Raw genomic sequence first — 26,104 nt, 5'->3', positions numbered from 1 at the left:
CGGCTGAGGCACGGCCGCTCAGCGCAACGGCCGCCACACAAAAGCCTGGTCCTTCACCGGACTTTTGCCTTTTACGGCGCGCTGATGGCACTGCTGATGCAGTTTCAATTTCCTACGCGCAGCGCTTCCAGCGCCTGATAGCCTGCTTGTATCTGCTCCGCCATGGCAGGCAGGCTGCCTGCCGCATGCGGCGGCGCGTCGCCGTGGAACACCGTGCCATATTTTGCATGCACGCCACCACGTTTGCGCATCGCTTGCAGCTGTCCGGCGGTCGGGGTGATGCGAAAGCGGGGCAGCAAGTCGTCCAATACCATGCCAGGCAATTGATTGTAGTTAATGAGCTGCAGTTGGCCCGCGGCGGCGGGCGGCTGAGCGGCCGCAAACAGGCTGGACAGCACCACACCCGCATAGCCATCATGGTCGCCCGGAGCTAGCTGGTGTGCGGGTAGCGGCAGCAGGGCCGGGTGCAGCATGCCGGGGATCATCTGCGGCCCTCGCTGGCGCTGGTGCGAGGCCAGCACGGCTTGCGGTTCGCGGTACAGGAACAGGCAGGGCGTATCGGGAAATGCCTGGCGCAGCAAGGCCAGGTTGTGGATGTGCCAGCAATCGAACTTGATGAAGAAATGTGTCTCTTCGCCCGTGCGGCGCTGGCCCAGTGCCAGGATGGCCTGGCGCAGCAGGGCGATGCCGTCGCTGCCCGCCATGCCATCGTGATGCAGACGCAGCAGCGAGTCGATCACGGTTGGCTCAGATAGCACCACGCATTGCGGCAAGGTCGCCAGCAATTGCGTCAGCAGGGTCGAACCACAGCGCGAGACGTGGAAGATGAAGGCGTCGGGCGTCAGGCAATCGCCAAGCGTGGCGAGCGCCGCCAGCGGCGTGTGGCAGACGCGGCGCTCCTCATGCGGCTGGCGTGCCAGGGTGTTGATAAAGAATGGTTCGCTGAACGGCTGCCGGCCCAGGTCGCGCCAGCAGAGGGACACCTCGTCCGTTTGCGCATCGTGCTGTGCAAAGAGTGGATACCAGCGGCGCATGTCCATGCCCGCATGCCAGGGAACAACAGTGCCTCTGGCCAGCAAGCCTTCCTGCTGGGTCAGGCCATGCCGGGCGCTCATGGCGCGTTCCCAACGCCGCCGGCTAATGCTGCCAATTCGCTGGCCAGCGCCAGGCTGGCGGGCGAGGGCGACAGCCGCAGTTGGGCGATGACGGCCCGCACATTGCCATCGTTGATGCTGGGGTCGCCATATTTGTTGGCTGCTTTCGGCGCGAAGCCGGCCGAGGCGAACAGCGTTTCGAGCCAGGCATTGGTGATGCAGTCGAGCACGAGGTGGATGCGCGGCGCGGCGCCATCGTTGCGCACCGCATGCAGGCAGCTGGCGTCCATGTACCAGGCATGGCCGGCCGCGAAGTGCACGTTCTCGCCGTCGATGCTGAACAGCACTTGGGGCGTAGTGTGGATGGGAATGTGGATGCGGATCAAGCCATCGGCCAGCGACGTGCCGGCGTCGCGGTGCGCGCGGATGGCGGCGCCTGGCGCCAAAGCCATCAGGCGCGCGGCGCGGATCTCGCAGGCGAAGCTTCCGAGCACCTCGCGCAGGCAGGGGCAGCGCGCCAGTTGCGGTGTGCCGGCATAGGCGGCGCCATCGACGGGCATGATGTCGCCGGCTGCTCCGCCCGGCGAGCGCAGCGGCACGCAACTCCAGCCCGTGTCGTAGGCGCCCGTATTGAAATGATGGACCCACTCGTCCGTGGCGAACTGGTCGCTGTCGCGCTGCATGCGCGCCACATCAAAGCACAGCGGCAGCCGCAGCCAGGTGCTGGGTGGAGTCGGCGCCGCCACTATGGCGCGCTCCATTCCAGTTGATCCTGCACCTCGTTTTCCCCGCGCAACCGGAAGCCCAGCCGCTGGTACAGCGCGCGCGCGGCGGTGTTGCTTTTGTTGACGGCAAGGTGGATCCGGCATTGCTGCGCGCCCGCTTGCGCCTGCAAGCCGCGCAGCACGGCGCTGCCTGCGCCCTGGCCTTGCGCGGCGGGCAGGATGGCGATGTCGACCAGGTGCAGCACCTGATCATGGCGGTCCAGCACCAGGCGGCCGATGGGCGTGTCGCCGTGCTGCAGCACCAGGTACATGGCCTGCGGATACGCCTGACGATAGCCGTGGCTTTGCATGCGCTGCTGCATGGCGATCAGCTGCTCGATGACGGCGGGATCGGCCGGCATCTGGCGCAAGTCGTCGCGCGTGGAGCTGTACAGCGCGGCGGCAAAGCCATCGTCGTCGTCGCGCTGGACGCGCAACTGGTATGGGGCGGAAAGCGGCAAGTCGTGCATCGGTGCTCCGGTAGGTGGTGGCGATGGGGGCGATGGGGCCAAATGCGCAGGCGTTTATTTATTTGCTATGCTGCCAATTTTTCCGCGCACTTGCAATCATTTCAAGGAAGCCGCTATGCATTCTGTCTTTATCCTGCCTTGCCTGTGGAGTTGCGCGTGACTTCGGCGCGCGCGGAACTGGCCGCCATGGCGGCCGCGCTGTGCGATCCTCAGCGTACCCTGGCCAGCCTGGTCGGCGAAACGGTGCAGCTGCGCCAGCTCGTCGAGCGCCATTCGCGCCTGCCCATGGACCGGCAGGACGGCTTGCGCGACGGCGAAAGTTTTCTCCCCAGCGGCTGGGCCATCTCGCCCGTGCAGGCGGGCCTGTGCGCGCGCGAGCCCTACCGCAGCGCCGCCTTCATCCAAGGCCTGGCGCAGGCCGTGCGCGAGCGGCTGGACGTGAACGGAGGCCGGCCCGTGCGCGTGCTGTATGCGGGCTGCGGTCCGTTCGCCTTGCTGGCCCTGCCGGTGATGGCCGTGCTGGACGCGAGCGAGGTGCAGTTTGCCATCCTCGACGTGCATGTTGAGACCCTGGACTATGCGCGCGAACTGATCGCCGCCCTGGGCCTGGATAGCCACGTCGCCGAATACCTTTGCGCCGACGCGGCAGCCTACCGCATTCCTGCGGGCGCCATGCCGGACGTGATCGTCAGCGAAACCATGAATACGGCGCTGGGCAAGGAGCCGCAGGTGGCCATCCTGCGCAACCTGCACGCGCAAGCGCCTGCGGCGGCGCTGCTGCCGGCGGCCGTCACCGTGCACCTGGGCCTGGACCGGCGCAGCCCCGGCGAGCCGTGCACGGACTGGGGCCGCGTGTTTGCGCTCGATGCGGACGCCATGCGCGCCTGGCAGGGGGAGCGGGGCGACACGCTGCCCGCCGCCAGCATCCGCCTGCCTGACGTGCTGGAGCAGGCGCCGCGTTTGCTCACGCGCATCCGCGTGTATGGCGACATCGTCCTGGGCGACCACGAGTGCAGCCTGAACCTGCCATTGCCTTTGCCGGACAAGCCCTCGTTGGCTGGCGGCAGCGTGCTGGACTTCCATTACCGCCTGGGCGGCCAGCCGGGGCTGGCGTTTTGCCTGCGTGAAAAACAGGAATTGCCCGAGCCAAATTCCCATTAGTAATACTACATTGGCAGACAATTTACTTCTGTAGGATAATATGGAACCGGTTCCATCTATGCGCAAATGCAATTTGGCGCAATCATCGAAGTCAATAAAACAACAAGTCTTGCGGGAGTCTCATGAACCATCCAGACACTGAACCATCTGCAACATCCGTTTCATTCCTTCCCCGCATCAGCCGCCGCCACGCCCTGATCGGCCTGGCCGCCTTGCTGGCGCAGGCCGGTTTCTGGAGCAATCCCCTGTCCGCCGCCATGCAGGCCCCGGCCAGCGCGCCGGCGACGGGCCTGGCCCCTGCCACCATGCTGTTCTACACCTTGTCGCAAACGATCACGGGCCACCGCGATCTGTCCGCCGCGACGGCGGCGCGCATCGAGCAAGCCATGCGCAGCAACGTGCCCGGCTTCGCCGAGCGCTTGCCGCAGCTGGGCGCGCTGCTCGTCACGGGCCAGGAAGCGAAGACCTTGCTGGCGGCCGCCACCGCCGCCGATGCGGGGCTGCGCGAGCTGGCGCTGGCCATCGTCGCCGCCTGGTACACGGGCACCGTCGCCGGCAACGCGGCGCAGGGTACGAAATCCATCGTCGTCGCCTACGCCGAGGCCTTGATGTACCGCACGGTGGCCGATGGCCAGGTCGTGCCGACTTACTGCAATTACGGTCCCCTGTGGTGGCTGAAGGCGCCGCCGGCCGTGCGCGTTTCCGCACCCGTGGAACCGAAACCCGTGCCCGCGCCGGCCACCACCGGCACCCCTGAACCGAAAGGCAAGCAAGCAAAATGAAATCACCCCAATTCAAGAGCAATGGCGACGTCGTCGCCGATGTCGTCATCGTCGGCACGGGCGTCGTCGGCGCCATGATGGCCGACCAGCTGGCCGCGCAAGGTCACTCCGTGATCATGCTGGAAGCGGGCCTGCGCATCGAGCGTGGTCAAGCCGTGGAAAACTGGCGCAACATGCCCTTCGAAAACCGCGTCGGTTCCGACTTCCAGGGCCTGTATCCGCAAGCGGAAAACGCGCCCGCACCGCTGTATTTCCCGAAGAATAACTATGTGGAAGTATCCGGTCCCAACGGCAGCAGTTTCCAGCAGGGCTATCTGCGCACGGTGGGCGGCACGACCTGGCACTGGGCCGCGTCGTGCTGGCGCCATCTGCCGTCCGACATGCGGATGAAAAGCGATTACGGGGTAGGGCGCGACTGGGCCATTTCCTACGATGAACTGGAACCGTACTATTGCCGCGCCGAGCAGGAAATGGGCGTGGCCGGCCCCAACGATCCGGCCCTGCAATCGCCGAGCGAGCGCAGCGCACCGTACCCGATGGACATGGTGCCCTGGGGCTATGGCGACAAGCGCTTCGCCGAAGTGGTCAACCCGCACGGCTACCGTTCCGTGCCGATTCCGCAAGGCCGTTCGACGCGCCCATGGCAGGGCCGTCCCACCTGCTGCGGCAACAACAATTGCCAGCCGATCTGCCCCATCGGCGCCATGTACAACGGCATCCACCACGTGGAGCGGGCCGAGCTGAAGGGCGCGGGCGTGCTGGCCGAGGCCGTCGTCTACCGCATCGACACGGACCACAACAACAGAGTGACGGCCGTGCACTGGTATGACGCGAAAAAACAGTCGCATATGGCGACGGGCAAGGCTTTCGTGATTGCCTGCAACGGCATCGAAACGCCGCGTTTGCTATTGCTGGCGGCCAACAAGAACAATCCGAACGGCATCGCCAACAGTTCCGACCAGGTGGGCCGCAACATGATGGACCACTCGGGTTTCCACTGTACCTTCCTTGCCAATGAACCGATCTGGACGGGCCGTGGCCCCGCGCAAAGCAGCTGCCTGGTGGGCCCGCGCGACGGCGCCTTCCGTGCGCAGTATTCGGCCAACAAGATGATCCTCAATAACATCACGCGTGTCGGACCTGCTACCCAGCAGTCGTTGAAGTTGGGCCTGGTGGGCAAGGACCTCGACGACGAGATCCGCCGCCGCGCCGCGTTTGGCGTGGACTTGTCGATCAGTCTGGAACCGCTGCCCGAGGCGCACAACCGCCTGACCCTGAGCAAGACGCGCAAGGATCCGCTGGGCCTGGCCTGCCCCGATATTTACTATGACGTGGGCGACTACGTGCGCGATGGCGCGAAGGCCGCGCATGCGCAGCTCAAGCACATCGGCAAGCTGTTCGGCGCCGTGGAATTCCATATCACCGACAGCCTGAACGCGAATAACCACATCATGGGCGGCGTCATCATGGGTTCGAATCGTCTTGACTCCGTGGTCGACGGCAATTGCCGCGCCCACGATCACGCCAACCTGTGGCTGCCGGGCGGCGGCGCCATGCCGTCGGCCAGCGTCGTGAACACCACCCTCAGCATGGCCGCGCTCGGTTTGCGCGCTGCCGACGACATCGCCCGCACCCTGGCAAGGGAGGCCGCATGATGCGCCGTTTATTGCTGAGCCTGACCCTGGCGGCCGGCTTGCCGCTGGCCGCGCACGCTGCACCACCGGTGCCGCCCGTCACGCTGACGCCGGACCGTCCGGCCACGCCCGCGCCCGCCAAGCCCGATGCGCGCCTCGAACGGGGCCGCTACCTGGCCATCGCCGCCGACTGCATGGCCTGCCATACGGCAGCGGGCGGCAAGCCGTATGCGGGCGGCTACGCCATCGATTCGCCGCTGGGCACGATCTACGCAACGAATATCACGCCATCGAAAAAAGGCGGGATCGGCCACTACACGGAAGCCGACTTTGCGCGCGCCCTGCGCGAAGGCGTGCGCGCCGATGGCAGCCACCTGTATCCGGCCATGCCCTACACCAGCTATGCGCAACTGACGGATGCGGACGTGGGCGACCTGTATTACTACTTCATGCAGGCCGTCAAGCCTGTCGACGAGCCGGCGCGCCAGACGGCCCTGCCATTCCCGTTCAATGTGCGCCTGTCGATGCTGGGCTGGAATACCTTGTTCCTCGACAATAAGCGCTTCGTGCCGGACGCAACGAAGAGCGCGCAGATCAACCGCGGCGCCTACCTGGCCGAAGGCCTGGCGCACTGCAGCGCCTGCCACACGCCACGCAATGCGCTGATGGCGGAAATCGGCAGCCAGACCCTGGCCGGCGCCTCGCTCGGTTCCTGGCATGCGCCCAACATCACGTCGGACAAGGTCAGCGGCATCGGCGCGTGGACGGATGCGGAACTCACGGCCTACCTGAAGACGGGCCATGTGGAAGGCAAGGGGCAGGCGGCCGGCGGCATGGCCGAAGCCATCCAGAACAGCCTGCAATTTTTGCGTGACGACGACGTGGCCGCCATCGTCGCGTGGCTGCGCACGGTGCCGCCCGTGCGCGCAACGGGCCAGACCAAGGCTGCCTTCAGCCATGGCAGCGCCGCCAGCGAAGAACCGCTGCTGCGCGGCATGGCCAGTTCCACCGAGCACCATTCGCTCAACAGCGGCGCCGTGCTGTTTTCCGGCTACTGCGCCAGCTGCCACTCGGCCAGCGGCGCCGGCAGCACGGGACAAAGCTATCCGGCCCTGTTCAACAACACGGCGACGGGCGGTAACACCCCGGCCAACCTGGTGTCGGCCATCTTGTTTGGCGTCGAGCGCAAGATCGAAGGGGAAGAGCACGAAGCGTTCATGCCCCGTTTCGACCAGCGCTCGTACGTGCAGCCGTTGACGGACGAGCAGATCGCGTCGATCGCCAATTACGTGCTGAAGCAGTACGGCAACCCGGACGTGTCCGTCACGCCGGCCTACGTGGCGCAGGCGCGCAGCGGCGGCGAGAAACCCGTGCTGGCGCGGGCGCAACCGTTCATGCTGCCGGGCGGCATCGTGGGCATCCTGCTGCTGATCGCGCTGTTTGTCTGGCTGCGCCGGCGCCGTCAGCGCAGAGAGTGAACGCTGAAACGGCGGCGAATATGAACGTTGGGCGCAACTTGCAGTAAAATGCAGGCTGAAAAATGGTTACGAGCAATCGTAGCCATTTTTTATTCTGGCCCGATCCTGGCGAGTGTCTTCGCCTTATTTGAAAATTGACAATGTCCCATTCCCTGCATCACCAATTTCTACGTTTCGCCGCCGTCGGCGCTTCCGGCACAGCCGTGCAATACAGCGTGCTGTGGGGCGGCGTGGAGTGGGCCGGCATCAGCGCCGCCGCCGCGTCCGGCATCGGCTACATCCTCGGTTCCGTCGTCAACTACCTTCTCAATTACTTTTTCACGTTTAAAAGCGACAAGGGCCATGGCGAGGCGGCTTCCAAGTACTTCACCTTGCTGGGCATCGGCTGGTGCATCAATACGGGCCTGATGTGGCTGCTGGTACACCAGCTGGGCTGGTATTACTGGCTGGCGCAGGTGCTGGCGACGGGCATCGGGCTGGTCTGGAATTTCGCGGGCAGCCGCTGGTGGGCCTTCAAACCGGCTGGCACAGCGACCAAGTAACTAGTTATTGCAAGAAAAAAAAGATGCGTCTTGGCCAAGACCTGGCGCGCGGTTTCACCAAAACAAGGGGTTAATCATGCAGTTCCTGGAACGCTATTTCAAACTGAAGGACAACGGGACCAATGTGCGCACGGAGCTGCTGGCCGGCCTGACCACGTTCCTGACGATGGCCTACATCATCTTCGTCAACCCGTCCATCCTCGGCGACGCGGGCATGCCGAAGGACTCCGTCTTTGTCGCCACCTGCCTGGCGGCCGCCATCGGCACCCTGATCATGGGCCTGTACGCGAACTACCCGATCGCGCTGGCGCCGGGCATGGGCTTGAACGCATATTTCTCGTACACGGTGGTCAAGGGCATGGGCATGAGCTGGGAAGTGGCGCTGGGCGCCGTCTTCATTTCCGGCTGCCTGTTCATCCTGGTGAGCCTGTTCAAGATACGCGAGATGATCATCAACAGCATCCCGCCCGCGCTGCGCACGGCGATCACCGTGGGTATCGGCTTGTTCCTGGCCATCATTTCCCTGAAAAGCGCCGGCGTGGTGGTGTCGAACCCGGCCACCATCATCGCGCTGGGCGACTTGCACCAGGCGGCGCCCATCCTGGCCATCCTCGGTTTCTTCATCATCGTCGCGCTGGACCGCCTGAAAGTACCGGGCGCGATCCTGATCGGCATTCTCGCCATCACGATTGCCAGTTTCTTCTTTGGCGGCAACCAGTTCAACGGCATCGTCTCGGCGCCACCGGCCATCGAGCCGACCTTGTTCAAGCTCGACATCATGGGCGCGCTGTCGATCGGCATCGTCAACGTGGTGCTGGTGTTTTTCCTGGTCGAACTGTTCGATGCGACGGGCACCCTGATGGGCGTGGCCAACCGTGCGGGCTTGCTGAAAGACGGCAAGATGGAGCGCATGAACAAGGCCTTGCTGGCCGACAGCACGGCGATCGCCGCCGGCGCTTGCCTGGGCACGTCGAGCACGACGGCCTTCGTGGAAAGCGCTGCCGGCGTGCAAGCGGGCGGACGCACGGGCTTGACGGCTGTGGCTGTCGCGCTGCTGTTCCTGGGCAGCCTGTTCTTCGCCCCGCTGGCGCACACGGTGCCGCCGTACGCGACGGCGCCCGCGCTGCTGTACGTGGCTTGTTTGATGTTGCGCGAACTAACCTTCATCGACTGGGATGACAGCACGGAAAGCATTCCGGCCGCTATCACGGCGCTGATGATGCCATTTACGTATTCGGTTGCCAGCGGCGTCGCCTTCGGCTTCATCACCTATGCCGTATTGAAACTGCTGACGGGCAAGTGCAAGCAGGTGTCCGTGGTGGCTTACATCATCGCCGCCATCTTCCTGTTCAAGTTTATCTACTTGGGCGAATAGCGGGTTTGCCGCCGCAATGACAAGGCCGCCCGTGCATCCGCACCGGCGGCCTTTTTTGATGGCGCAGCCTACGTCAGCAGCGCCGCCACCAGGTCTTTTTTGGCCTCGCCGGCGCTGCCGTCGAAGCGCAGGGCCGCTTCCACGTGCGCCAGATGTTCGACCATCAGACGCGCCGCCAGGTCCGCGTCGCCGCTGCGCGCCGCCTCGAGAAAGCGGCCGTGCTCGTTGCACGAGCAGGCGGCATCATGGCCCGACTGGTACAGCATGGTGATGAGCGAGCTGCGGCCCACCAGTTCGCGCACGATGTCGCGCAGCACGGCGTTGCCGGCGATATCGGCCAGCAAGACGTGGAAATCGCCCAGCAGTTGCGAGCGCAGCGGCGTCGCTTGCGCCAGCGCCTGGCGTTCCGCCTTCAGGTGGCGCTCGAGCATCCTGTAGTCGGCAGGCTTGGCCCGCGCAACGAATTCGCGCGCCACGGCCGCTTCGATGATGCGCCGCGCGGCAAAGATGTCGCGCGCCTCCGCTTCGGTCGGCTGGCTGACGAAGGCGCCCTTGTCGGGCACCATGCGGATCAGTTTGTCTTTGGAGAGGATGAGCAGGGCGGCGCGGATCTTGGTGCGGCTGACGCCGTACAACCGGCACAGCGCCTCTTCGCGCAGCCGCGTGCCGGGCGGCAATTGGCGTGCCACGATGGCGGCCGCCATATGCGCGGCAATGTCCGCCGAGCTGTCGCCGTTACCGGGATTGTCCACCAGGGTTGCGCTTGATTCTGTCATGTCGGGTGAGAGCAGTAAGCCAGGGGCAAGGCGAACCTTGCAAGCGCATGTCCGCTCGGGGGCGTGGTCGACGCCCCGCTGCCGGCATGCCGTTGTACGCCTTGCGTGTCGGCAAGGCCTGGCTATTCTACTATCTTGCATGGCGCCGCGCAGACGGGCGCAGCCAGCCGGCGAGGCTTGCTCCCTGGCTGCCAGTTTTGCTGGCCATGCAGCAACAACTGGACATGAGAAATTTTGACGTATATAATTCGGCCTCCTTTCCCTGATAGCTCAGTTGGTAGAGCGACGGACTGTTAATCCGCAGGTCCCTGGTTCGAGTCCAGGTCGGGGAGCCAGAACAAGCAGCAGCAAAAGGCCACGTGGCAACACGTGGCCTTTTTTGTCATGCGCGCATGGTTTTCCCATTCACGCTAGCCACCGCTTCAGCGCATCAACGGCACGCGCCGTGTTTCCCGGATCAGGGATCCACAAACACGTCGAAACGCACCTTGAGCGGGCTGCCCCACGAGATATCCACCCAGGCACGGAAGCCGCCGTTATATGGTGCGATGTTGTACACGGCCATGCGGGCTGAGCCGATGAAGCGGTTCTGGGGAGTGGCGCCATATTCGCTGATGTTGAGCAATACGCGCGAATTGGCCTTCACGTTGGCGTTGGCGAAGTTGACCGAAGGATGCACGCCGTTGGCCGTCCACGTGTAGTAGGTGGTGAAGGCGGCGGCGCTCAGGTTCAGGTCCTGTGCGGCCGCGTCTTGCGAGGCCTGGCCGTCCTGCTCCAGCGGCAGGTCGGTGGTTTCCGGGGCCAGGTTGCTGCCCGTGTGATTTTCTACTTTCATTTCCATGATGTACTCCTCATCGATAGTTTGGACACCGCGCCTGTCGTTGTGCGGCAAGACGCCCTATCTGTGTTGCCGTGACGGCCAGTGTCACGTCCGGGCTGATAAGGTAGCCGCCTGCTCCATGCTGTTGGAGTAATTCATTCTAGGCATACACAGGGGTAGAAAGCGCGCTGGGCCGCTGGAAAAGCGGCGCTCGCTTGTGCTGGCGCAAACACCTTGCAGGCAAGCGGCAAGAACTTTTCCAGCAGGCTATTTTTACGGGGGCGCCACGCATGCCGTGCAGGACAATGGCACAATAGGCCCAGCCGACCTGCCGATACGGAACCCGTTGCGAGCCTAGCCCATGCCGATACTGAACCTGAGTGCCGAAACCGATATCTATTACGAACTGATCGAAGGCGACCCCGCCAAGCCCTGCCTGGTATTCCTGCATGAGGGGCTCGGCTGCTGTGCGATGTGGAAAGATTTTCCCGCGCAGCTATGCCAGGCGACGGGATGCCGCGGCTTGCTGTACGACCGCCACGGCTATGGGCAGTCGTCGCCGCTGGCGGCGCGCCGCCAGCTCCATTATCTGCACGACTATGCGCTGTGCGAGCTGCCGCAAGTGCTGGCGGCACTGCTGCCGGGACAGGACCATTTTCTCGTCGGCCACTCCGATGGCGGCAGCATCGCCCTGATCTATGCGGCGCAGCAGCCGCCGCGCTTGCGCGGGATCATCACCGAGGCGGCGCACGTGTTTGTCGAAGGCATCACGCTCGATGGCATACGCGAGGCGGACGCGGCGTTTGGCGCGGGCAAGCTGCGCGCGCTGGCGAAATACCATGGCGACAAGACGGAAACGATTTTCAAGGCCTGGTCGGATACCTGGCTCAGCTATGGCTTCCAGTTCTGGAACATCGAGTATCTGCTGCCCTCCGTCGAATGCCCGGCGCTGGTGGTGCAGGGCAGCGAGGACCAGTACGGCAGCGCAGCCCAGGTCGACACCATCGTGGCGCAGGCGCTCAACGCCATGCCCGCCATGGTCGAGCAGTGCGGCCATACGCCGCACCAGGAGCAGCCACAGGCATTGCTGGCGCTGATGGAAGGTTTTTTGCAGGGCCGCATGGACGCGGCCACTCACCCGAGACACGCATGATAGGCCACCTCGATCACCTGGTATTGACCACCCGCGACAAGGCGGCCTGCATCGATTTCTATACGCGCGTGCTGGGCATGCGGCTGGAAACGTTTGGCGTCGGCCGCCATGCCTTCAAGTTTGGCGCGCAAAAAATCAATCTGCATGAGGCCGGCAAGGAATTCCTGCCCAAGGCGGATTTGCCCACGCCCGGTTCGCTGGACCTGTGCTTCATCGCCGCCGTCCCGCTTGACGTGTTCATCGCCCATTTGGCGGGGCGCTGGGGATTGCCATCGAGGAAGGTCCGGTGGCCCGCACGGGCGCCAACTGGCCCATCCGCTCCGTGTATCTGCGCGACCCGGACCGCAACCTGATCGAAGTGTCCGAGCGCGCCTGAGGTTTGCCGGGCACTCAATGGCAGGCGGGATCGCTGTCCCAGCGGCCCGAGCAGATGCGCGAACGGCACAGCATGCCTTCGATCAGGCCCAGCTGCTGACAGCGCTGCAACAGTTCCGCCGTTTCTTCTTCCTGTTTGCGCAGCACCACGTCGCGTGCGGGTACCGCCGTGCCTGCTTGCCGGTGCGCATGGGCCACCATCGCCGTCAGCAAGGCGACGTCGCTGTCGCCGGGCGCGGCAGCCGGCTTCGCGCCTTGTGGACGGGCGGCCGCCTGGCGCATGGGCGCTAGCACCTTGCGTGGCGCACTCGAGGCTGCCACCTCGGGCAAGGGCGGTCCCGCCGTATTGACGATAGTGGCGGCCTGCGGCGGGGAGGCCGCCTGTTGCAGCACCGTTGGCGCTGGTATTGCGGGTGCCGCCATGGCAATGGCGGGCGCCGGCGGCAGTGGCGGGGCGTCCGTGTCGTAGGCGAGCACGGCCGTGATCAGCACCGCCAGGCAGAGCGCGCCAGCGGCTCCGTGCCGCCAGCCGGCGCGCCAGCGCAGGGCTGGCATGGCCACAGGCGCGGCGGCGCCGTGTTCGAGCTGCGACAGGATGCCCTTGCCTTCGATGCGCGCACCAGCCGCGCCGGCCTTGCTCAGCAGGTCAGGACCGCGCGTCTGGCCATCCCCGGTTTTCAGTAAAGACAAAATATCACCTCCGCAGTGGATCAAATTCAACTGACCTTGATGTAAACCGCGCTCATGCGGGCCGCGGACGCCTACGATCTAGCGATACCGCCGAGCAATGGATTGCCCGGCCCCGCCGATTCCCGTCACGGAGCGCCCCATGTTCGTCGCCCTGGTCCTGATGTATTTTCTGCTTGCCTGTTTTGCCTGCTGGCTGCTGCTGTTTCCCGGCGGCCGCGCCATCGTGCTGCACACGCTCGTCAATCTGGGCTGGCGCATGCAGCGGCGTGCACAGGGGTTGCAGCGGGGCGGCGGCGCGCAGTGGCAGCGCGTGCAGCAACACACGGGCTCGGGCATGGCGCGCGTCTGGCAACTGCTGTGGCGGCATCGCTGGCTGAGCCTGGCAGGCAGCGTACTGGTCATCGTGCCGCCGCTGCTGGCCTGGCTGTCCAGCGACCGCATCACCCTGCGCGGCTATGCCGACCAGCAACACGTCATCAACGACCAGGTCAGCGACCTGCTGAAAGGCGAGCAGCTGGTGCCGCCGCCAACCCTGCCGCCGCTGCTGTTTTCCACGGCGGAAGTAACGCAGCTGCGCCCGCTGCTGGGCGGCGCCAGCCGCAACTGGCAATTGCTCGACCACGATTTCGCGCAGCGTCTGCTGCTGGTCTTCAAGATCATGAAGGACGTGCATGGCTATGACATGGTCTTGCTGGAAGGCTATCGCAGCCCCGCGCGCCAGGATCAATTGGCGGCGGCCGGCCCGAACGTGACGAACGCGAAGGCGTTTCAAAGCTATCACCAGTATGGCCTGGCGGCCGATTGCGCATTCATGCATGAAGGAAAGCTCATCATTTCTGAAAAAAATGCCTGGGCCATGCGCGGCTACCGTTTATATGGCGTGACGGCCGAATCGGTGGGCCTGCGCTGGGGCGGACGCTGGACCATGATGGATTTTGGCCACACGGAATTGCCGCAACCGCGCGTGCCGGGCAAGTAAGCCGCGCCAGCCATTCTAGCGCCGCATACGGCCCCGAATTTCACCGCTGCAAGCTTGATTGCGCAGCGTCAATGACCTGCCGGTGCCTGCCGAGCGCTGGCGCCAGATACTTGTCGTATGTCAACAAAGCCGCGCCGCATTGCTGTCAGCATGGGCCGAATCCGCCTTGCTTTGCGACCTCACCCTGGGCTTATCATGCTGCGACGACTCTGGCATTTCCTCACCGACAGCCGCCAACTGACCATCCTCGGCTTCGTGGCGCTGGCCCTGTTCCTGTACCTGGGTGCCGAGATGCTGGAAGTGGCGCTGGTCTGGGCGCTGGTCTTGCTGCTGCTGGCTTTTGCCACCTGGCTGGGCCTGTGGTTGTGGCGCCGGCGCCGTGCGCGGCGCGATGCCCAGGCGCTGGGCCAGGTCATCCTCAACGAGGCCGAGATCGCCGCCGCGCAGGCGGCCTCGTCCTCCACGGCCGGCAGCACGCAGCAGGGCGAGCTCGGCGCCGTGCGCTCGGGCATGCTGGCCGCCATCGAGACCATCAAGACATCCAAGCTGGGCCTCAAGTCGGGCGCCGCCGCCCTGTACGAATTGCCGTGGTACATGATCATCGGCAATCCTGCCGCCGGCAAGAGCAGCGCCATCCTGCATTCGGGCCTGCAGTTCCCCTTCGCCGACGGCAAGATCGTGCAAGGCGTGGGCGGCACGCGCAACTGCGACTGGTTTTTCACGACGGACGGCATCGTGCTCGACACGGCGGGGCGCTACTCCGTTGTCGACGAGCACCGCGGCGAGTGGTTCGGCTTTCTCGACCTGCTGAAAAAATACCGGCGCAAGGCGCCCATCAACGGCATCCTCATCGCCGTCAGCATCGCCGAGCTGGGCGGCGATCCTGATGTCGGCATGCAACTGGCGCGCAGCCTGCGCAAGCGCGTGCAGGACGTCATCGAACGGCTGGAAGTGTTCGCGCCCCTGTACATCGTGTTTACCAAGGCGGATCTGATCGCCGGCTTTACGGAGTTTTTCGCCGATGCCGAGCGCAGCGAGCGCGAGCGCGTCTGGGGCGCCACCATGCCCTACCAGCGCAAGCTGCCCACGGCCGACTTGCTGGCGTTTTTCGACCAGAGCTTCGATGAATTGCACGATGGCTTGACGGAGCTGAGCCTGGCCAACATGGCGCACCGGCAACGCAAGACGATGGCGCCCGGCGTATTCACCTTTCCGCTCGAGTTCGCTGCCATCAAGCCGGCCTTGCGTGCCTTCATCGCCACCCTGTTCGAGGAAAACCCGTTCCAGTTCCAGCCCGTGTTCCGCGGCTTTTATTTCACCAGCGCGCTGCAGGAAGGCGAGCCCGTCAGCGCGTCCTCGCAGCAGGTGGCGCGCCGCTTCGACCTGGCCTTCGCGCCGGCTCCGGCCGCAGCGCCGTCCGGCGCGCGCCAGCATGGCTATTTCCTGTTGGAGCTGTTCCGCAAGGTGATTTTTGCCGACAAGCACCTGGTGGCCAACTATGCCAACCGCGCCAAGCTGCGCTTCAAATATGCCGTGTTCTTCGCCGCCACGGTGTCGCTGGGCGCCTGCCTGGGCGGCTGGAGCTGGTCCTACCTGGGCAACCGGCAACTGGTGGCCAATGTCGAGGCCGATTTAAATAAAGTGGTCAAGTTGCAGGAGCGGCGCCTGGACTTGCAGTCGCGCCTGGAAGCGCTCGAGATCTTGCAGGACCGCATCGAGCAGCTGGACGCGTACCGCACGCAACGGCCGTGGTCCTTGCGCCTGGGCCTGTACCAGGGGGAGTTACTTGAACGCAAGCTGCGCGAGGAGTATTTTGCCGGCGCGCGCCAGGTCATGCTGGCCCCCGTGGCGGGCGCGCTGGAAGCCTTGCTGTTCGAGATGAACGCCAGCGCCGACCAGCTGCAGCCCACGGCGCGCACGCCGCAGACGCCGGCCGCCGCGCCCGCAGTGTCTTCCGCACCGCGCAGCGTGCAGTACCAGGCGGCCAGCGCGACGAATGTGGAAGACGCCTACAACGCGCTGAAAACCTATCTGATGCTGGCCGATAAGACGCATGCGGAAAGCAGCCACCTGAACGACCAGCTGACGCGCTTCTGGCGCGGCTGGCTGGAGAGCAACCGGGGCGCCATGCCGCGCGAGCAGATGATACGCAGCGCCGAACGGCTGCTGACGTTCTACTTGGCGCAGATCGGCGACCCGTCCTGGCCGCGCATCGAACAGAAGTTGGCGCTGGTCGACCAGGCCCGCGAAAACCTGCGCCGCGTGGTGCGCGGCATGCCGGCGCGCGAGCGCGTGTATGCCGACGTCAAGGCGCGCGCCTCGACGCGTTTTCCCGGCATGACGGTGGCGCGCATCGTCGGCGAGCAGGATCAGACCCTGCTGGCGGGCAGCTATACCGTCTCCGGCGCCTTTACGCGCCAGGCCTGGGAAAAGTTCGTCGAGGGCGCGTTTCGCGACGCCGCCAACCGCGAACTGCAAAGCGCCGATTGGGTGCTGAAAAGTGCCTCCACCGACGACCTGACCCTGGAAGGCAGTCCGGAGCAGATCGAGAAAAATCTGGTGGCCATGTACAAGGCCGATTACGCGCGCGAGTGGCAAAAATTCGTGCAGGGCGTGGCCGTCGCCGACCTGAAAGGTTTTGACGGCGCCGTGCAGGCGATGAACCGCCTGGGCGATCCGCAGTCGTCGCCGATCGCCAAGCTGCTGACGACCATTTACGAGGAAACCTCGTGGGACAATCCGGCCCTGCAAAACGCTCAGTTGCGCAAGGCCGAGCGGGGCATCATCGCCTGGTTCAAGGAAACCGTGCTGCGCCGCGCGCCGTCGCAGCTGACGGCCAACCCCGGCCTCACTGCGCAGCTCGACCCGGCCCGCCTGGATAAACCGATGGGTCCCGTGGGGCGCGAATTTGCCGGCGTGGGCAAACTGGTGGCGGCCAGGGACAACAGTGCCTCGCTGATGCGCGCCTACCTGGAAGCGCTGTCGAAACTGCGCAGCCGTTTGAACCAGCTGAAGAACCAGGGCGATGCGGGGCCTGGCGCGCGCCAGTTCATGCAGCAGACGCTGGAGGGCAGCGGCTCCGAGCTGGCCGATGCCCTGAAGCTGGTCGACGAGCAGGTGCTCACGGGGATGAGCGACGCGCAGAAGCAGGCGATACGCCCCATTCTCGTGCGCCCGCTGATGCAGACCTTTGCCGTCATCGTCACGCCGGCCGAACTCGATATCAACAAGACCTGGGCGGCGCAGGTGTACGAACCGTTCCAGAAATCGCTGGCCAACAAATATCCGTTTGCGCCCACGGCGCGCATCGAGGCGAGCAACCTGGAGATCGGCCAGTTCTTCGGCCCCGAAGGCCTGGTGGCGAAATTCGTCACCACATCCATGGGCCCCTTGGTGGTGCGGCGCGGCGACGTGCTGGCGCCGCGCACCTGGGCCGACATGGGCATCAGCTTGGCGCCGCAGGTGGTGGCGCGCTTCCCCGGCTGGATCGCGCCGCTGGGCGCTGGCGGCGTGGCGGCCACCTCGACGGCGGCGCAAACCGTGTTCCAGATCCAGCCGTCGCCCGCGCCGGGCACCCTGGAATACACGGTGGAGATTGACGGCCAGCAGCTGCGCTACCGCAATACCCCGGCGCAGTGGACGAATATGGTGCATCCGGGTCCGCAGGGCGCGGCGGGCCAGCAAGGCGCGCGCATCACGGCCGTCACGTTCGACGGGCGCACGGTGGAACTGTTCAACGAACCGGGGCAATTCGGCTTGAAGCGCATGATCGACGCGGCGGCCAAGAAGCGCAAGGATGGTGGCGTGTTCGAACTGCGCTGGACGCGCGGCGAGGTGGCCGTGGCGGTCGACCTGAAGATCACCAGCAGCGCCGAGACGACAGGCGCCGGATCTGCCACCGCAGTGCAGGAGCAGGGCTTTCGCGGCATGCAGCTGCCCGAGACGATCGTCGGCATGCCGGGCGTTCCTGTGCCAGTCATGGCCGCAGTTGCGGCGACCGGGGTGGCGCCATGATGCGCGCGGCGCAGCAGGTGCGCCTCGGCTACTTTGGCAAGATCCCCGCGCGCGGCGATTTCATCAAGGCTTGCGACAATCACGCGCTGGTGCAGCTGCTCGACGACTGGCTGGCGCAGGTCATGACCGCGCTGACGGTGGAACCGCGCTGGAAGCTCAATTACGACGCCTTGCCGCCGCTGCGTTTTGCCTTCGTCGGCACGCGCAGCCGGCGCGCCATCGCCGGGCGCCTGGAAGCGAGCAACGACCAGTCGCTGCGGCGCTTTCCCTTCATGGCCATGGGCGCGCTCGAAGTCGATGACGCCGAGGCCTTTGTCGCTTGCAGCCCGCTCGCGCTCGCGCCCCTGTGGCAGCGGGTGGAGCAGCTGTCGCAAGGCATCGTGGCCAGCGCCGAACCGGGGCCGGCCCTGCTGGCGCTGGCCGGCAACTTGGTCGAAGTCGAACCGGCCGCAGCGTGCCATGCGGAGCGGCTGGCTGACTTCCTGCAGGCGCAGACCGTGCATGGCCTGCAAACGATGCTGGCGTCGCCCGCGTTCCCCGTGACGGTGCGCGAACTGCTGCTGGGCCTGGGCCTGCTGCTGCGGCCTGTACGCCAGAGCGGCTTGCCGCGCCTGGAGAAAAGCCTGGTGCTGCCGCTGCCGCAGGACGCGCAGCAGCGCGAACTGGTGGCCAGCTTCTGGCTGCATTTGATTGCACCCTTCCTGCGTCTGGCCGATTTCGAACTGGCGCTGTTTTTTTCCCACCTCGACGAGGCGCCCGTGCTGGTGATCGGTTTTTGCGGCGCCGACCCGGATGGCTTGCGCGCGCTGATCGACCCGCAGGCCGGCAGCGAACGGCTGATCGTGTTCGACCAGCTGGACTGGGTCGAGGAGCAGCTGGGACACGACGCTGCGCTGCGCCAGTTTTCCGTCTGCCTGCAGCAGGAGCAGCTGTCGCTGCGCTCGGCCTGCGCCATGTTTGCCGACACCTTTGCCTGAAGGACCGCGATGAAATCGTATGCCATTTTCCTGCTGCTTGCCGCGGCCGTTCCCTGCCACGCCCAGGCGCAAGCGCAAGCACCCCAGACGCCGATGCCGGGCCAGATCCTCGTCACGGGTACCCTGGCCGACGAGGCGGGCAAGGCGGCCGTGCTGGCCCGTCTGCGCGAACTGTATGGCGCCGAGCGCGTGGTCGACCAGATCACCATCGGCAACGTGGCCGTGCCGGCCAACTGGAACGCCTACGTGCACAAGCTGATCGCGCCGAACCTGAAGCTCATTTCACGGGGGCAGATCACCGTCGACGGCAACAACGTCAGCGTGCGCGGCGAAGTGGCGAACGAGGCGCAGCGCCAGCAGATCGCCAGCGACATCGCCATCAGCCTCAATCCCACCTACATCGTCAACAATGGCTTGCGGGTCAGGGCGGCCGAGGCCGAGCAGGGCTTGCTCGATGCGGCGCTCGATAAACGCATCATCGAATTCGACAGCGGCAGGGCCACCATCACCTCGGCCGGCCTGGCCATCCTCGACGAGATGGCGGCCGTCATGCTCAAGCTGCGCGGACGCAAGGTGGAAGTGATCGGCCACACGGACGACACGGGCCTGCGCGCCAGTAACGTGGCCCTGAGCCAGGCGCGCGCCGAAGCCGTGCGCGCTTACCTGGCCGGCAAGGGTATCGTGGTCGACTCGGTGCTGGTGTCGGGCCAGGGACCGGACCGCCCCGTGGCCAGCAACGCCACGGCCGATGGCCGGGCGCGAAACCGGCGCATCGAGTTCAGGATTGCGCAGTAATTACGGTAAGGTGATCGTCAGGTGGGCCGGCCGTGGCGCCAGCTTGACCAGGTCCGCATACGCGGCCAGGGTCGTTTGCGTGCCGCGCGTCAGATGCGTTTTCAGGCCCAGGTAGGCGCAGATGGCCAGCAGCGCGAAAAAGCTCGACAGCGCCCACAGCGGCACGTCGCTGCCGCGCTTGTTGACCACCTGGTCGGGGCGTTCCGCGCGCGGCGCGAAGCCACGGCTCTTGCCCTTGATGTGGGCGATCTCGTCGCCCAGGCGCGCTGTCAGGTAGCTGAGTTTTTCGCCGCCGTCGATCGCATATTTACCCTGGAATCCCAGCAATAAACACATGTGGAAGACCTGCAGCGCCTGCACGCGCATGGCGCCCTTGCCGCGCAGGGCGTCGAGGCGGTCGAAGAAGTGTTCGCCGGCCAGCTGGTCGCCAAAGATCAGCAGCTGCAGCGGGCGCCGCTCCCACTGTTTGCGCAGGGCGAAAGGCGAGGCCAGGATGATTTCATCGACGGCCGCACAGAACGCATACTTGGCTGCCTCGATATCGTCGCCATCGGCGCGGATTTTTTTCGCTTCGCGCTCGAAGTCGTCGAGGAAGGCCGTGATGCGGTCCATGAAGCTTTGCTCGTCGCCAGGCGCCGAACCGTGCTTCAGCATGAACAGCATATAAAAGCCTTCGTGCATCAGGTCCAGCAGGGCGCTGCCAGCATGCCGGCTGGCCGTGTCACCGGGGGCGGAACCGCGTTGTCCCAGCAGGGAGGGTGCCGCGCGCCGTTCGATGAGCTGGCTCATGCCGTCACCGCGATCAGTTCCAGCTGCAGGTCGCGTATGCCGGCCGGCACGTAGACGGAAATCGACTGCGCCTTGAGCATCTGCTCATACAGGACGCCACGGTTTTCAATCGCAAAATAATAGGTGTCGGGGCGCACGGGAATGGCGGCCGGCACTTGCGGCGCATGCGACAGCTTCAGGCCGGGCATGGCTGTGAGCACGCATTTTTCCACGTCGTCGGGCGCGCCCACTTTCACGCGCAGCGGCACCACGTCGACCAGTTCGATGGCGGGCATGGCGGCGCGAATCGTCAGGTACAAGGTGGTGTGCTGGTCGATCTTGCCCGAATCGAGCTTGCCCAGGTAGTACGACGGCTTGTCTTCGAGCAGGGCGATGGAAAAATACTTCGACGAGATGACGGTGTCGAGCAGTTCGCGGATGATCGCGTCGATGGCGTCGAAACAGGCGCCCGGCTGCGCGTGGTCGTAGGCGGGAAGACTGGCCAGGGTGTAATGCTTGGAGTAGCTGAGCAGGCCGCCCGCCAGGCCCAGCAGCGCCTCGTACAGGCGCTCCGGATGCAGGGCCGGATGGCGCACATAGTGCATCAGCGCGGCGGCGGCCGTGCTGACCGTGTGCAGCAGCCAGAACGAGGACACGTCGCCCGAGCGGAACTCGATCACGTTGCGGCTCGGTTCGCGGTGGTGGCCGTGCAGCGCGCTCACTTTCGCCTGCAAGGCGTCGAGCAGGTGTTCCAGCACGCCCTGCAGGCGCGGCGCGCCGGCGATCGCCAGGCTGGGCGCCATGAACGAGGGCACGGGTTCGAAGCCGCCCGACACCGTGCGCCGCAGGGCGATCAGCGGCAGGCAGTCGTAGGAGCCGCGCGCTTCGCTGTCGGGAATCAGGCGCACGGTTTTCTTCAGGTAGGCCACGTCGGCCACGGCGGACTCCGTAAACAGGTCGGGCGTGGCGCGCATCGCGTGCGCAAAGCGGGTGCTGGCCGGCGTGCCTGCCGTTGCTGCCTGCACCGTGTAATTCATGCCTTCGCGGTTGAGGATGGGCAGCGCCGCGTAATATGTCACTTCCTGCACGGCCGGCGGCAGCGCTTCCAGGTCCACGGGCGGGGGCAGGGTATCGCTGCCGGGCGCGCCGTCGCCCAGCGATTCGAACACTTCGCCGTCGCGGAAGATCGCCGACAGCGCTTGCAGGCGCAGGGTGCCCGTCTTCAGCGCCGCCAGGTCCCACGCCATGTGCGCCACGCCCCACAGGTAGGGATGCAGCGCGCTGGCCGTGTGATGCAGGCGCGCTTCGTGATATTGATCCTGGCGCTGGAAATGCTGCGGCCGCAGGAACAGGCCTTCTCCCCACAAGACTTTCGCTGCCATGCCCATCTCGGTTCTCCTTGAATGTGTGGCGTATCGGGTCGTGTTACTGGCAGCGCGGGGCCGACAGCGCGGCTACCCCGCTGATGCTGAGCGCGCAGGCGTGCAGGCCGACGGTGATGCCGCCGCGTTCCGCATCGGCGGCGGCAAAGGTGGCGCGCCAGTGCTGCGCGGCCGGCGCGCGGAACAGGGCCACGACGCCGATGAAATACGCTTCCTTGCTGACTTTTTCCTGTACTTCGTAGCGCTGGCCCGGTACCAGCAGCACTTCCTTCACTTCCATCAGGTCGGCGCCCAGCGCGGCCTTTTCGCGCTGCGTGTCGAGGAAGCTGTCGTACGGCGCCTGTTCGAAGGCGGCGCTCTGGCGCAGCTTGTAGATGCGCGCCACCAGCGCCAGCGGCCGGCCGTCGACATCGGTGTTGAGACGCTGCGCCGCATGCAGGCGGATGCTGACATTGCGCGGCGGCTTTTGCGCGTCGGGCAGTTCCGGCGGCGGCTTGGCCACGCCGGCCATTTGCAGCGCCGCGTTGGCCAGTGTACCGATGGCGCCGCCCGCACAGCCGGCCAGCAGCAAGGCCATCAGCAGTAGCGCGGTGGCGCGGGCTGGGCGGACCAGGGCGTCAGGTGGCATGGGCGACCTTTGTAAATTGAAGGGTGGAAATAACAGTGTTGCAGTCATTTAAACGCATGCACTGGCGGCCCGCTTGCGTTGGCGCAAGATCGGCCTGCGATCAAGACAATTACTGCGCCAGATCAGGATTCATGGCGCTGTACGCGGCTGTGATGTGGAACTTCTTCTTTGCTGATTAATCTCAATTTGGCAAAAAAGTTGCCGGTCAATAATAGTCTCCACCAAGGCGCCGCCCATTGTTCCCAGCGGTAGCGTCCTCCACGTGAAGGAGTGCCCGATGAAGCCAGTCAGCATCTTGCCCCGTATTGCCTGCCTCGCCAGCGCCTTGCTGCTGGCCGCCTGTGCCACGCCAGACCAGCCGGCGCCCCAAAAACCTGCCGCGCCGACCCTGGCGCAAGTGATGAGCGAGGCCGATGCGGCCGCGCGCGCCGGCCAGTACGAACGCGCCATGACCCTGCTTCAGCGCGGCGGGGCTAGCTACCCGGCTGACAAGGCGCCGTGGCTGCAAATGGCGCAGATGAAGTTCGACCGCGGCCAGTACGGCGATGCCATTGGCCATGCGCTCGAAGCGCTGGAGCGCGACCCGGACGACAAGGTGGCCAACAGCATCGTCGCCGTCAGCGGCTTGCGCCTGTCCGGAAAGGCACTGGCCGACCTGTCGCGGCAAAACAATCTGAATGGCTCGCTGCGTTCGGAAGCGCAGGACCTGGCCAAGCTGCTGCGCGCGAGCATCGGCGAAGACGTGCTGGTGCCGCCGGCCAAACGTCCGCTGGCGGCCGGCAAGCGCGCAGCCACATCCGGCTCCGGCTCGGCGGCGGCGAAGGGCGCGGCGGCGCCAGGCAGCACGGCCGACCCGTTCAGCGGCCTGAAATAAGCGAGCACCCCCACCATCCCCTTGCAAAGGAAGCGACATGCCCAAGTCCGATAGCGTGCAAAAACGCCTGCAGAAGATCCGCGCGCCGCGCGTGCAAATGACCTACGACGTCGAGATTGGCGACGCGATTGAAAACAAGGAGCTGCCCTTCGTGGTCGGCGTGCTGGGCGACTTTGGCGGTAATCCGGACAGCGAGAAAAAACGCCTGAAGGACCGCAAGTTCGTTTCCATCGACCGCGACAACTTCGATGAAGTGCTGGCCGGCGTGGAGCCGGTGGCCCGTTTCGCCGTGCCGAACCGCCTCAGCGACGCGGGCGGCACGTTCGCCGTCGACCTGCATTTCCGCTCGATGGATGACTTTCGCCCCGAATCGGTGGTGCGCCAGGTCGACCCCTTGCGCAAGCTGCTCGAAGCGCGCACCAAGCTGGCCGACCTGCGCAACAAGCTGGCCGGCAACGACAAGCTGGAAGACTTGCTGACGGAAGTGCTGAACAACACGGACAGCCTGGCCGCCCTGAAACCGCAGTTCCCAGCGCAGGAGGATTGAGATGAGCGCCCAGGCAGAAGCCCTTGCAGTATCGGCCGCCAATGCGCCGGCCGCCACCGACTTGCTGGACCAGATCGTCGAGCAAAGCCGCGTCGCCAAGTCCGGCGCCGAACATGCGCGCGCGCGTGACCTGATCTCCGAGCTGGTGGCGCAGGTGCTCGATGGCACGGTGCTGATGTCCAGCAGCCTGTCGGTGACGCTGGACGGGCGCGTGGCGGAGATCGACCGCCTGATCTCGGCCCAGCTCAGCGAAATCATGCACGCGGCGCCGTTCCAGCAGCTCGAACAAAGCTGGACGGGACTGCGCTACCTGGTCGGCAATTCCGATACGGGCACGCGTTTGCAGATCCGCATGTTCAACGCCACCAAGCGCGAACTGGTGAAGGATTTCCAGGCCGCGCTGGAGTTCGACCAGAGCAGCATGTTCAAGAAGGTGTATGAAGAGGAATTCGGTACCTTCGGCGGTGCGCCATTCGCCGCGCTGCTGGGCGACTTCGCCATTTCGCGCCAGCCGGAAGACATCTATTTCGTCGAGCAGATGTCGCACGTCGCGGCCGCCGCGCATGCGCCGTTCATCGCCTCGGCCGCGCCGGAACTGTTTGGCCTGGAAAGCTACGGTGACCTGGGCAAGCCGCGCGACCTGGCCAAGGTGTTCGACACCATCGAATACGCGAAATGGAAAGCCTTCCGCGAATCGGAAGACGCGCGCTACGTCGGCCTGACCTTGCCCCGCTTCCTGGGCCGGCTGCCCTTCAATCCCGTCGATGGCACCACGGTCGAAGGTTTTAATTTTGTCGAGGAAGTCGACGGCAGCGACCATCACAAATACCTGTGGTGTAACGCCGCGTATGCGTTCGGCTGTAAGCTGACAAGCGCCTTTGCCGACTACGGCTGGTGCGCCGCCATCCGCGGCGTGGAGGGCGGCGGCCTGGTGGATGACCTGCCGACCCACACCTTCAAGACGGACGAGGGCGACGTGGCCCTGAAATGCCCGGCCGAAGTGGCGATCACCGACCGCCGCGAAAAGGAGTTGTCGGACCTGGGCTTCATCTCGCTGGTGCACTGCAAGAACACGGCGTATGCGGCGTTTTTCGGCGCACAGTCGGCGCAGAAAAGCCGCAAGTACAACAGCGACGCGGCCAATGCGAACGCGGTGCTGTCGTCGCAGCTGCAGTACATCTTCGCCGTCTCGCGCATCGCCCACTACATGAAGGCCATGATGCGCGACAAGATCGGCAGCTTTGCCGCCGCCTCCAACGTGGAAGATTTTTTGAACCGCTGGCTGATGCAGTACGTGCTGCTCGACGATAACGCCAGCCAGGAACAGAAGGCGCAGTTCCCGCTGCGCGAGGCGTCCGTGCAGGTGCACGAAGTGCCGGGCCGGCCCGGCGTGTACCGCGCCGTGTCGTTCCTGCGGCCGCACTTCCAGCTCGATGAATTATCCGTTTCGCTCCGACTGGTCGCGGAGTTGCCGAAGTCGACCAATTCCTGATTCACCCATCTTTCAACCACAGGAGCACACCATGGCAATCGATGTATATCTGCAGATAGACGGCATCAAGGGCGAGTCCACCGATGACAAGCACAAGGACTGGATCGAGTGCAAATCGGTCAGCTGGAGCGTCGAACAGCCGAAGTCCGCCACCGCGTCGACGGGCGGCGGCCACACGGCCGAACGCTGCGAGCACAAGGACATCGTCATCTCCAAGCTGGCCGACCTGGCCTCGCCGGTGCTGCTGCAGACCTGCTCGGCCGGCAAGACGATCCCCAAGGCGCGCTTCGAATTCATGCGCGCCGACGGCCAGGGCGAGCGCGTCAAGTACTTTGAAATCGAAATCGAAAATGTCTTGATCGGCGCTGTCACGCCGAACGTGGAAGAGGGGGACATCCTCGGTGAGCACGTCGGCTTCAAGTTCTCGAAAGTGAAGTGGAAATACACGCAGCAGAAAGTGACGGGCGGCGCCGGCGGCAATACCTCGGGCGGCTGGGACCTGGCCGCGAATCGCGTGGCTTGATCCATGGTGCG

Annotated in this window: 24 protein-coding genes, 1 tRNA gene and 1 pseudogene; 17 read left to right on the top strand and 9 right to left on the bottom strand. The window is 65.2% G+C overall.

Translation table 11 applies throughout. From position 1 onward, the window contains the following. Positions 1-104: 104 nt before the first annotated feature. From KO538_RS02930 to KO538_RS02920, 3 genes are read right to left on the bottom strand one after another with little or no spacing between them, the layout of a single operon-like run. Positions 105-1,115 carry a sulfotransferase gene (locus tag KO538_RS02930; RefSeq protein WP_219327433.1) on the bottom strand — a complete coding sequence of 337 codons (1,011 nt, stop codon included), beginning with the start codon at positions 1,113-1,115 and terminating at the stop codon, positions 105-107. Then, positions 1,112-1,855, bottom strand: coding sequence for an aspartyl/asparaginyl beta-hydroxylase domain-containing protein (locus KO538_RS02925; protein ID WP_219327432.1), 744 nt, complete (start codon positions 1,853-1,855; stop codon positions 1,112-1,114). The genes KO538_RS02930 and KO538_RS02925 overlap by 4 nt, the downstream gene beginning before the upstream one ends. Continuing rightward, entirely contained in the window at positions 1,840-2,328 is a 489-nt protein-coding gene (locus tag KO538_RS02920) for an N-acetyltransferase (RefSeq protein ID WP_219327431.1), read from the bottom strand. Before KO538_RS02920 ends, KO538_RS02925 begins: the two co-directional genes overlap by 16 nt. Positions 2,329-2,484: 156 nt before the next feature. Between KO538_RS02920 and KO538_RS02915 the strand changes: the two genes are divergently transcribed. From KO538_RS02915 to KO538_RS02890, 6 genes are all read left to right on the top strand, one after another. After that, complete coding sequence (locus KO538_RS02915) at positions 2,485-3,489, top strand: hypothetical protein (protein ID WP_219327430.1); 1,005 nt, start codon at positions 2,485-2,487, stop codon at positions 3,487-3,489. A gap of 122 nt (positions 3,490-3,611) precedes the next feature. Beyond that, on the top strand, positions 3,612-4,271 hold the full coding sequence (locus tag KO538_RS02910; RefSeq protein ID WP_219327429.1) for a sorbitol dehydrogenase family protein: 660 nt from the start codon (positions 3,612-3,614) through the stop codon (positions 4,269-4,271). Further along, complete coding sequence (locus KO538_RS02905) at positions 4,268-5,926, top strand: GMC family oxidoreductase (protein ID WP_070302271.1); 1,659 nt, start codon at positions 4,268-4,270, stop codon at positions 5,924-5,926. The genes KO538_RS02910 and KO538_RS02905 overlap by 4 nt, the downstream gene beginning before the upstream one ends. Then, on the top strand, positions 5,923-7,383 hold the full coding sequence (locus tag KO538_RS02900; protein ID WP_307788850.1) for a c-type cytochrome: 1,461 nt from the start codon (positions 5,923-5,925) through the stop codon (positions 7,381-7,383). The genes KO538_RS02905 and KO538_RS02900 overlap by 4 nt, the downstream gene beginning before the upstream one ends. Positions 7,384-7,523: 140 nt before the next feature. After that, positions 7,524-7,925 (top strand): GtrA family protein, encoded by a 402-nt coding sequence (locus tag KO538_RS02895; RefSeq protein WP_219327428.1) that lies wholly within the window; start codon positions 7,524-7,526, stop codon positions 7,923-7,925. A 76-nt stretch (positions 7,926-8,001) separates the two neighbouring features. Next, a complete protein-coding gene (locus KO538_RS02890) occupies positions 8,002-9,300 on the top strand; it encodes an NCS2 family permease (RefSeq protein WP_219327427.1) in 1,299 nt (432 codons plus the stop codon). A gap of 68 nt (positions 9,301-9,368) precedes the next feature. Here KO538_RS02890 and KO538_RS02885 read toward each other — a convergent pair whose 3' ends face one another. Continuing rightward, a complete protein-coding gene (locus KO538_RS02885; protein WP_219327426.1) occupies positions 9,369-10,076 on the bottom strand; it encodes a GntR family transcriptional regulator in 708 nt (235 codons plus the stop codon). Between the two features lie 259 nt (positions 10,077-10,335). Between KO538_RS02885 and KO538_RS02880 the strand changes: the two genes are divergently transcribed. Beyond that, a tRNA-Asn gene (locus KO538_RS02880) sits at positions 10,336-10,411 on the top strand. 122 nt (positions 10,412-10,533) lie between these two features. Here KO538_RS02880 and KO538_RS02875 read toward each other — a convergent pair. Beyond that, on the bottom strand, positions 10,534-10,917 hold the full coding sequence (locus KO538_RS02875; protein WP_223278793.1) for a hypothetical protein: 384 nt from the start codon (positions 10,915-10,917) through the stop codon (positions 10,534-10,536). A gap of 340 nt (positions 10,918-11,257) precedes the next feature. On the opposite strand from KO538_RS02875, the gene KO538_RS02870 reads away from it, so the two are divergent. Both KO538_RS02870 and KO538_RS02865 read left to right on the top strand, forming a co-directional pair. After that, positions 11,258-12,049, top strand: coding sequence for an alpha/beta fold hydrolase (locus tag KO538_RS02870; protein WP_070302263.1), 792 nt, complete (start codon positions 11,258-11,260; stop codon positions 12,047-12,049). Then, positions 12,046-12,425: pseudogene (locus KO538_RS02865) on the top strand (VOC family protein). Before KO538_RS02870 ends, KO538_RS02865 begins: the two are co-directional and overlap by 4 nt. A 14-nt stretch (positions 12,426-12,439) precedes the next feature. On the opposite strand, the gene KO538_RS02860 reads toward KO538_RS02865, so the two are convergent. Next, positions 12,440-13,114 carry a hypothetical protein gene (locus KO538_RS02860; RefSeq protein WP_219327425.1) on the bottom strand — a complete coding sequence of 225 codons (675 nt, stop codon included), beginning with the start codon at positions 13,112-13,114 and terminating at the stop codon, positions 12,440-12,442. A 139-nt stretch (positions 13,115-13,253) separates the two neighbouring features. On the opposite strand from KO538_RS02860, the gene KO538_RS02855 reads away from it, so the two are divergent. From KO538_RS02855 to KO538_RS02840, 4 genes are all read left to right on the top strand, one after another. Next, positions 13,254-14,093 carry a M15 family metallopeptidase gene (locus KO538_RS02855; protein ID WP_219327424.1) on the top strand — a complete coding sequence of 280 codons (840 nt, stop codon included), beginning with the start codon at positions 13,254-13,256 and terminating at the stop codon, positions 14,091-14,093. Between the two features lie 195 nt (positions 14,094-14,288). Next, the gene (gene tssM / locus KO538_RS02850) at positions 14,289-18,107 is read left to right on the top strand and encodes a type VI secretion system membrane subunit TssM (RefSeq protein WP_219327423.1); all 3,819 of its coding nucleotides are present in this window, start codon (positions 14,289-14,291) and stop codon (positions 18,105-18,107) included. Further along, positions 18,104-19,084, top strand: coding sequence for a type VI secretion system-associated protein TagF (tagF, locus tag KO538_RS02845; RefSeq protein WP_219327422.1), 981 nt, complete (start codon positions 18,104-18,106; stop codon positions 19,082-19,084). Before tssM ends, tagF begins: the two co-directional genes overlap by 4 nt. Before the next feature lie 9 nt (positions 19,085-19,093). Then, complete coding sequence (locus tag KO538_RS02840; RefSeq protein ID WP_219327421.1) at positions 19,094-19,879, top strand: OmpA family protein; 786 nt, start codon at positions 19,094-19,096, stop codon at positions 19,877-19,879. On the opposite strand, the gene icmH is transcribed toward KO538_RS02840, so the two are convergent. From icmH to tssJ, 3 genes are read right to left on the bottom strand one after another with little or no spacing between them, the layout of a single operon-like run. Further along, positions 19,880-20,668, bottom strand: coding sequence for a type IVB secretion system protein IcmH/DotU (gene icmH / locus KO538_RS02835; protein WP_219327420.1), 789 nt, complete (start codon positions 20,666-20,668; stop codon positions 19,880-19,882). Then, positions 20,665-22,035: a type VI secretion system baseplate subunit TssK gene (tssK, locus tag KO538_RS02830; protein ID WP_219327419.1), complete on the bottom strand. Its 1,371-nt coding sequence runs from the start codon at positions 22,033-22,035 to the stop codon at positions 20,665-20,667. The genes icmH and tssK overlap by 4 nt, the downstream gene beginning before the upstream one ends. A 37-nt stretch (positions 22,036-22,072) precedes the next feature. Beyond that, a complete protein-coding gene (gene tssJ / locus KO538_RS02825; RefSeq protein WP_219327418.1) occupies positions 22,073-22,657 on the bottom strand; it encodes a type VI secretion system lipoprotein TssJ in 585 nt (194 codons plus the stop codon). A 277-nt stretch (positions 22,658-22,934) separates the two neighbouring features. Here tssJ and KO538_RS02820 point away from each other — a divergent pair, with 277 nt between their 5' ends. From KO538_RS02820 to KO538_RS02805, 4 genes are read left to right on the top strand one after another with little or no spacing between them, the layout of a single operon-like run. Next, positions 22,935-23,531, top strand: coding sequence for a tetratricopeptide repeat protein (locus KO538_RS02820; RefSeq protein ID WP_034750134.1), 597 nt, complete (start codon positions 22,935-22,937; stop codon positions 23,529-23,531). Positions 23,532-23,568: 37 nt separating this feature from the next. Beyond that, positions 23,569-24,078 (top strand): type VI secretion system contractile sheath small subunit, encoded by a 510-nt coding sequence (gene tssB, locus KO538_RS02815; RefSeq protein ID WP_034750131.1) that lies wholly within the window; start codon positions 23,569-23,571, stop codon positions 24,076-24,078. 1 nt (position 24,079) lies between these two features. Next, a complete protein-coding gene (gene tssC / locus KO538_RS02810; protein ID WP_034750128.1) occupies positions 24,080-25,570 on the top strand; it encodes a type VI secretion system contractile sheath large subunit in 1,491 nt (496 codons plus the stop codon). Between the two features lie 31 nt (positions 25,571-25,601). Then, positions 25,602-26,093, top strand: a complete 492-nt coding sequence (locus KO538_RS02805; RefSeq protein WP_034750126.1) for a type VI secretion system tube protein Hcp — start codon at positions 25,602-25,604, stop codon at positions 26,091-26,093. Positions 26,094-26,104 lie beyond the last annotated feature (11 nt).

The sequence above is a fragment of the Janthinobacterium sp. NKUCC08_JDC genome, assembly GCF_019345575.1.
Classification (GTDB): Bacteria; Pseudomonadota; Gammaproteobacteria; order Burkholderiales; family Burkholderiaceae_D; genus Janthinobacterium; species Janthinobacterium aestuarii.
Note: the sequence above shows the minus strand (reverse complement) of the source record. Positions and strands in the feature narration are given on the sequence as shown.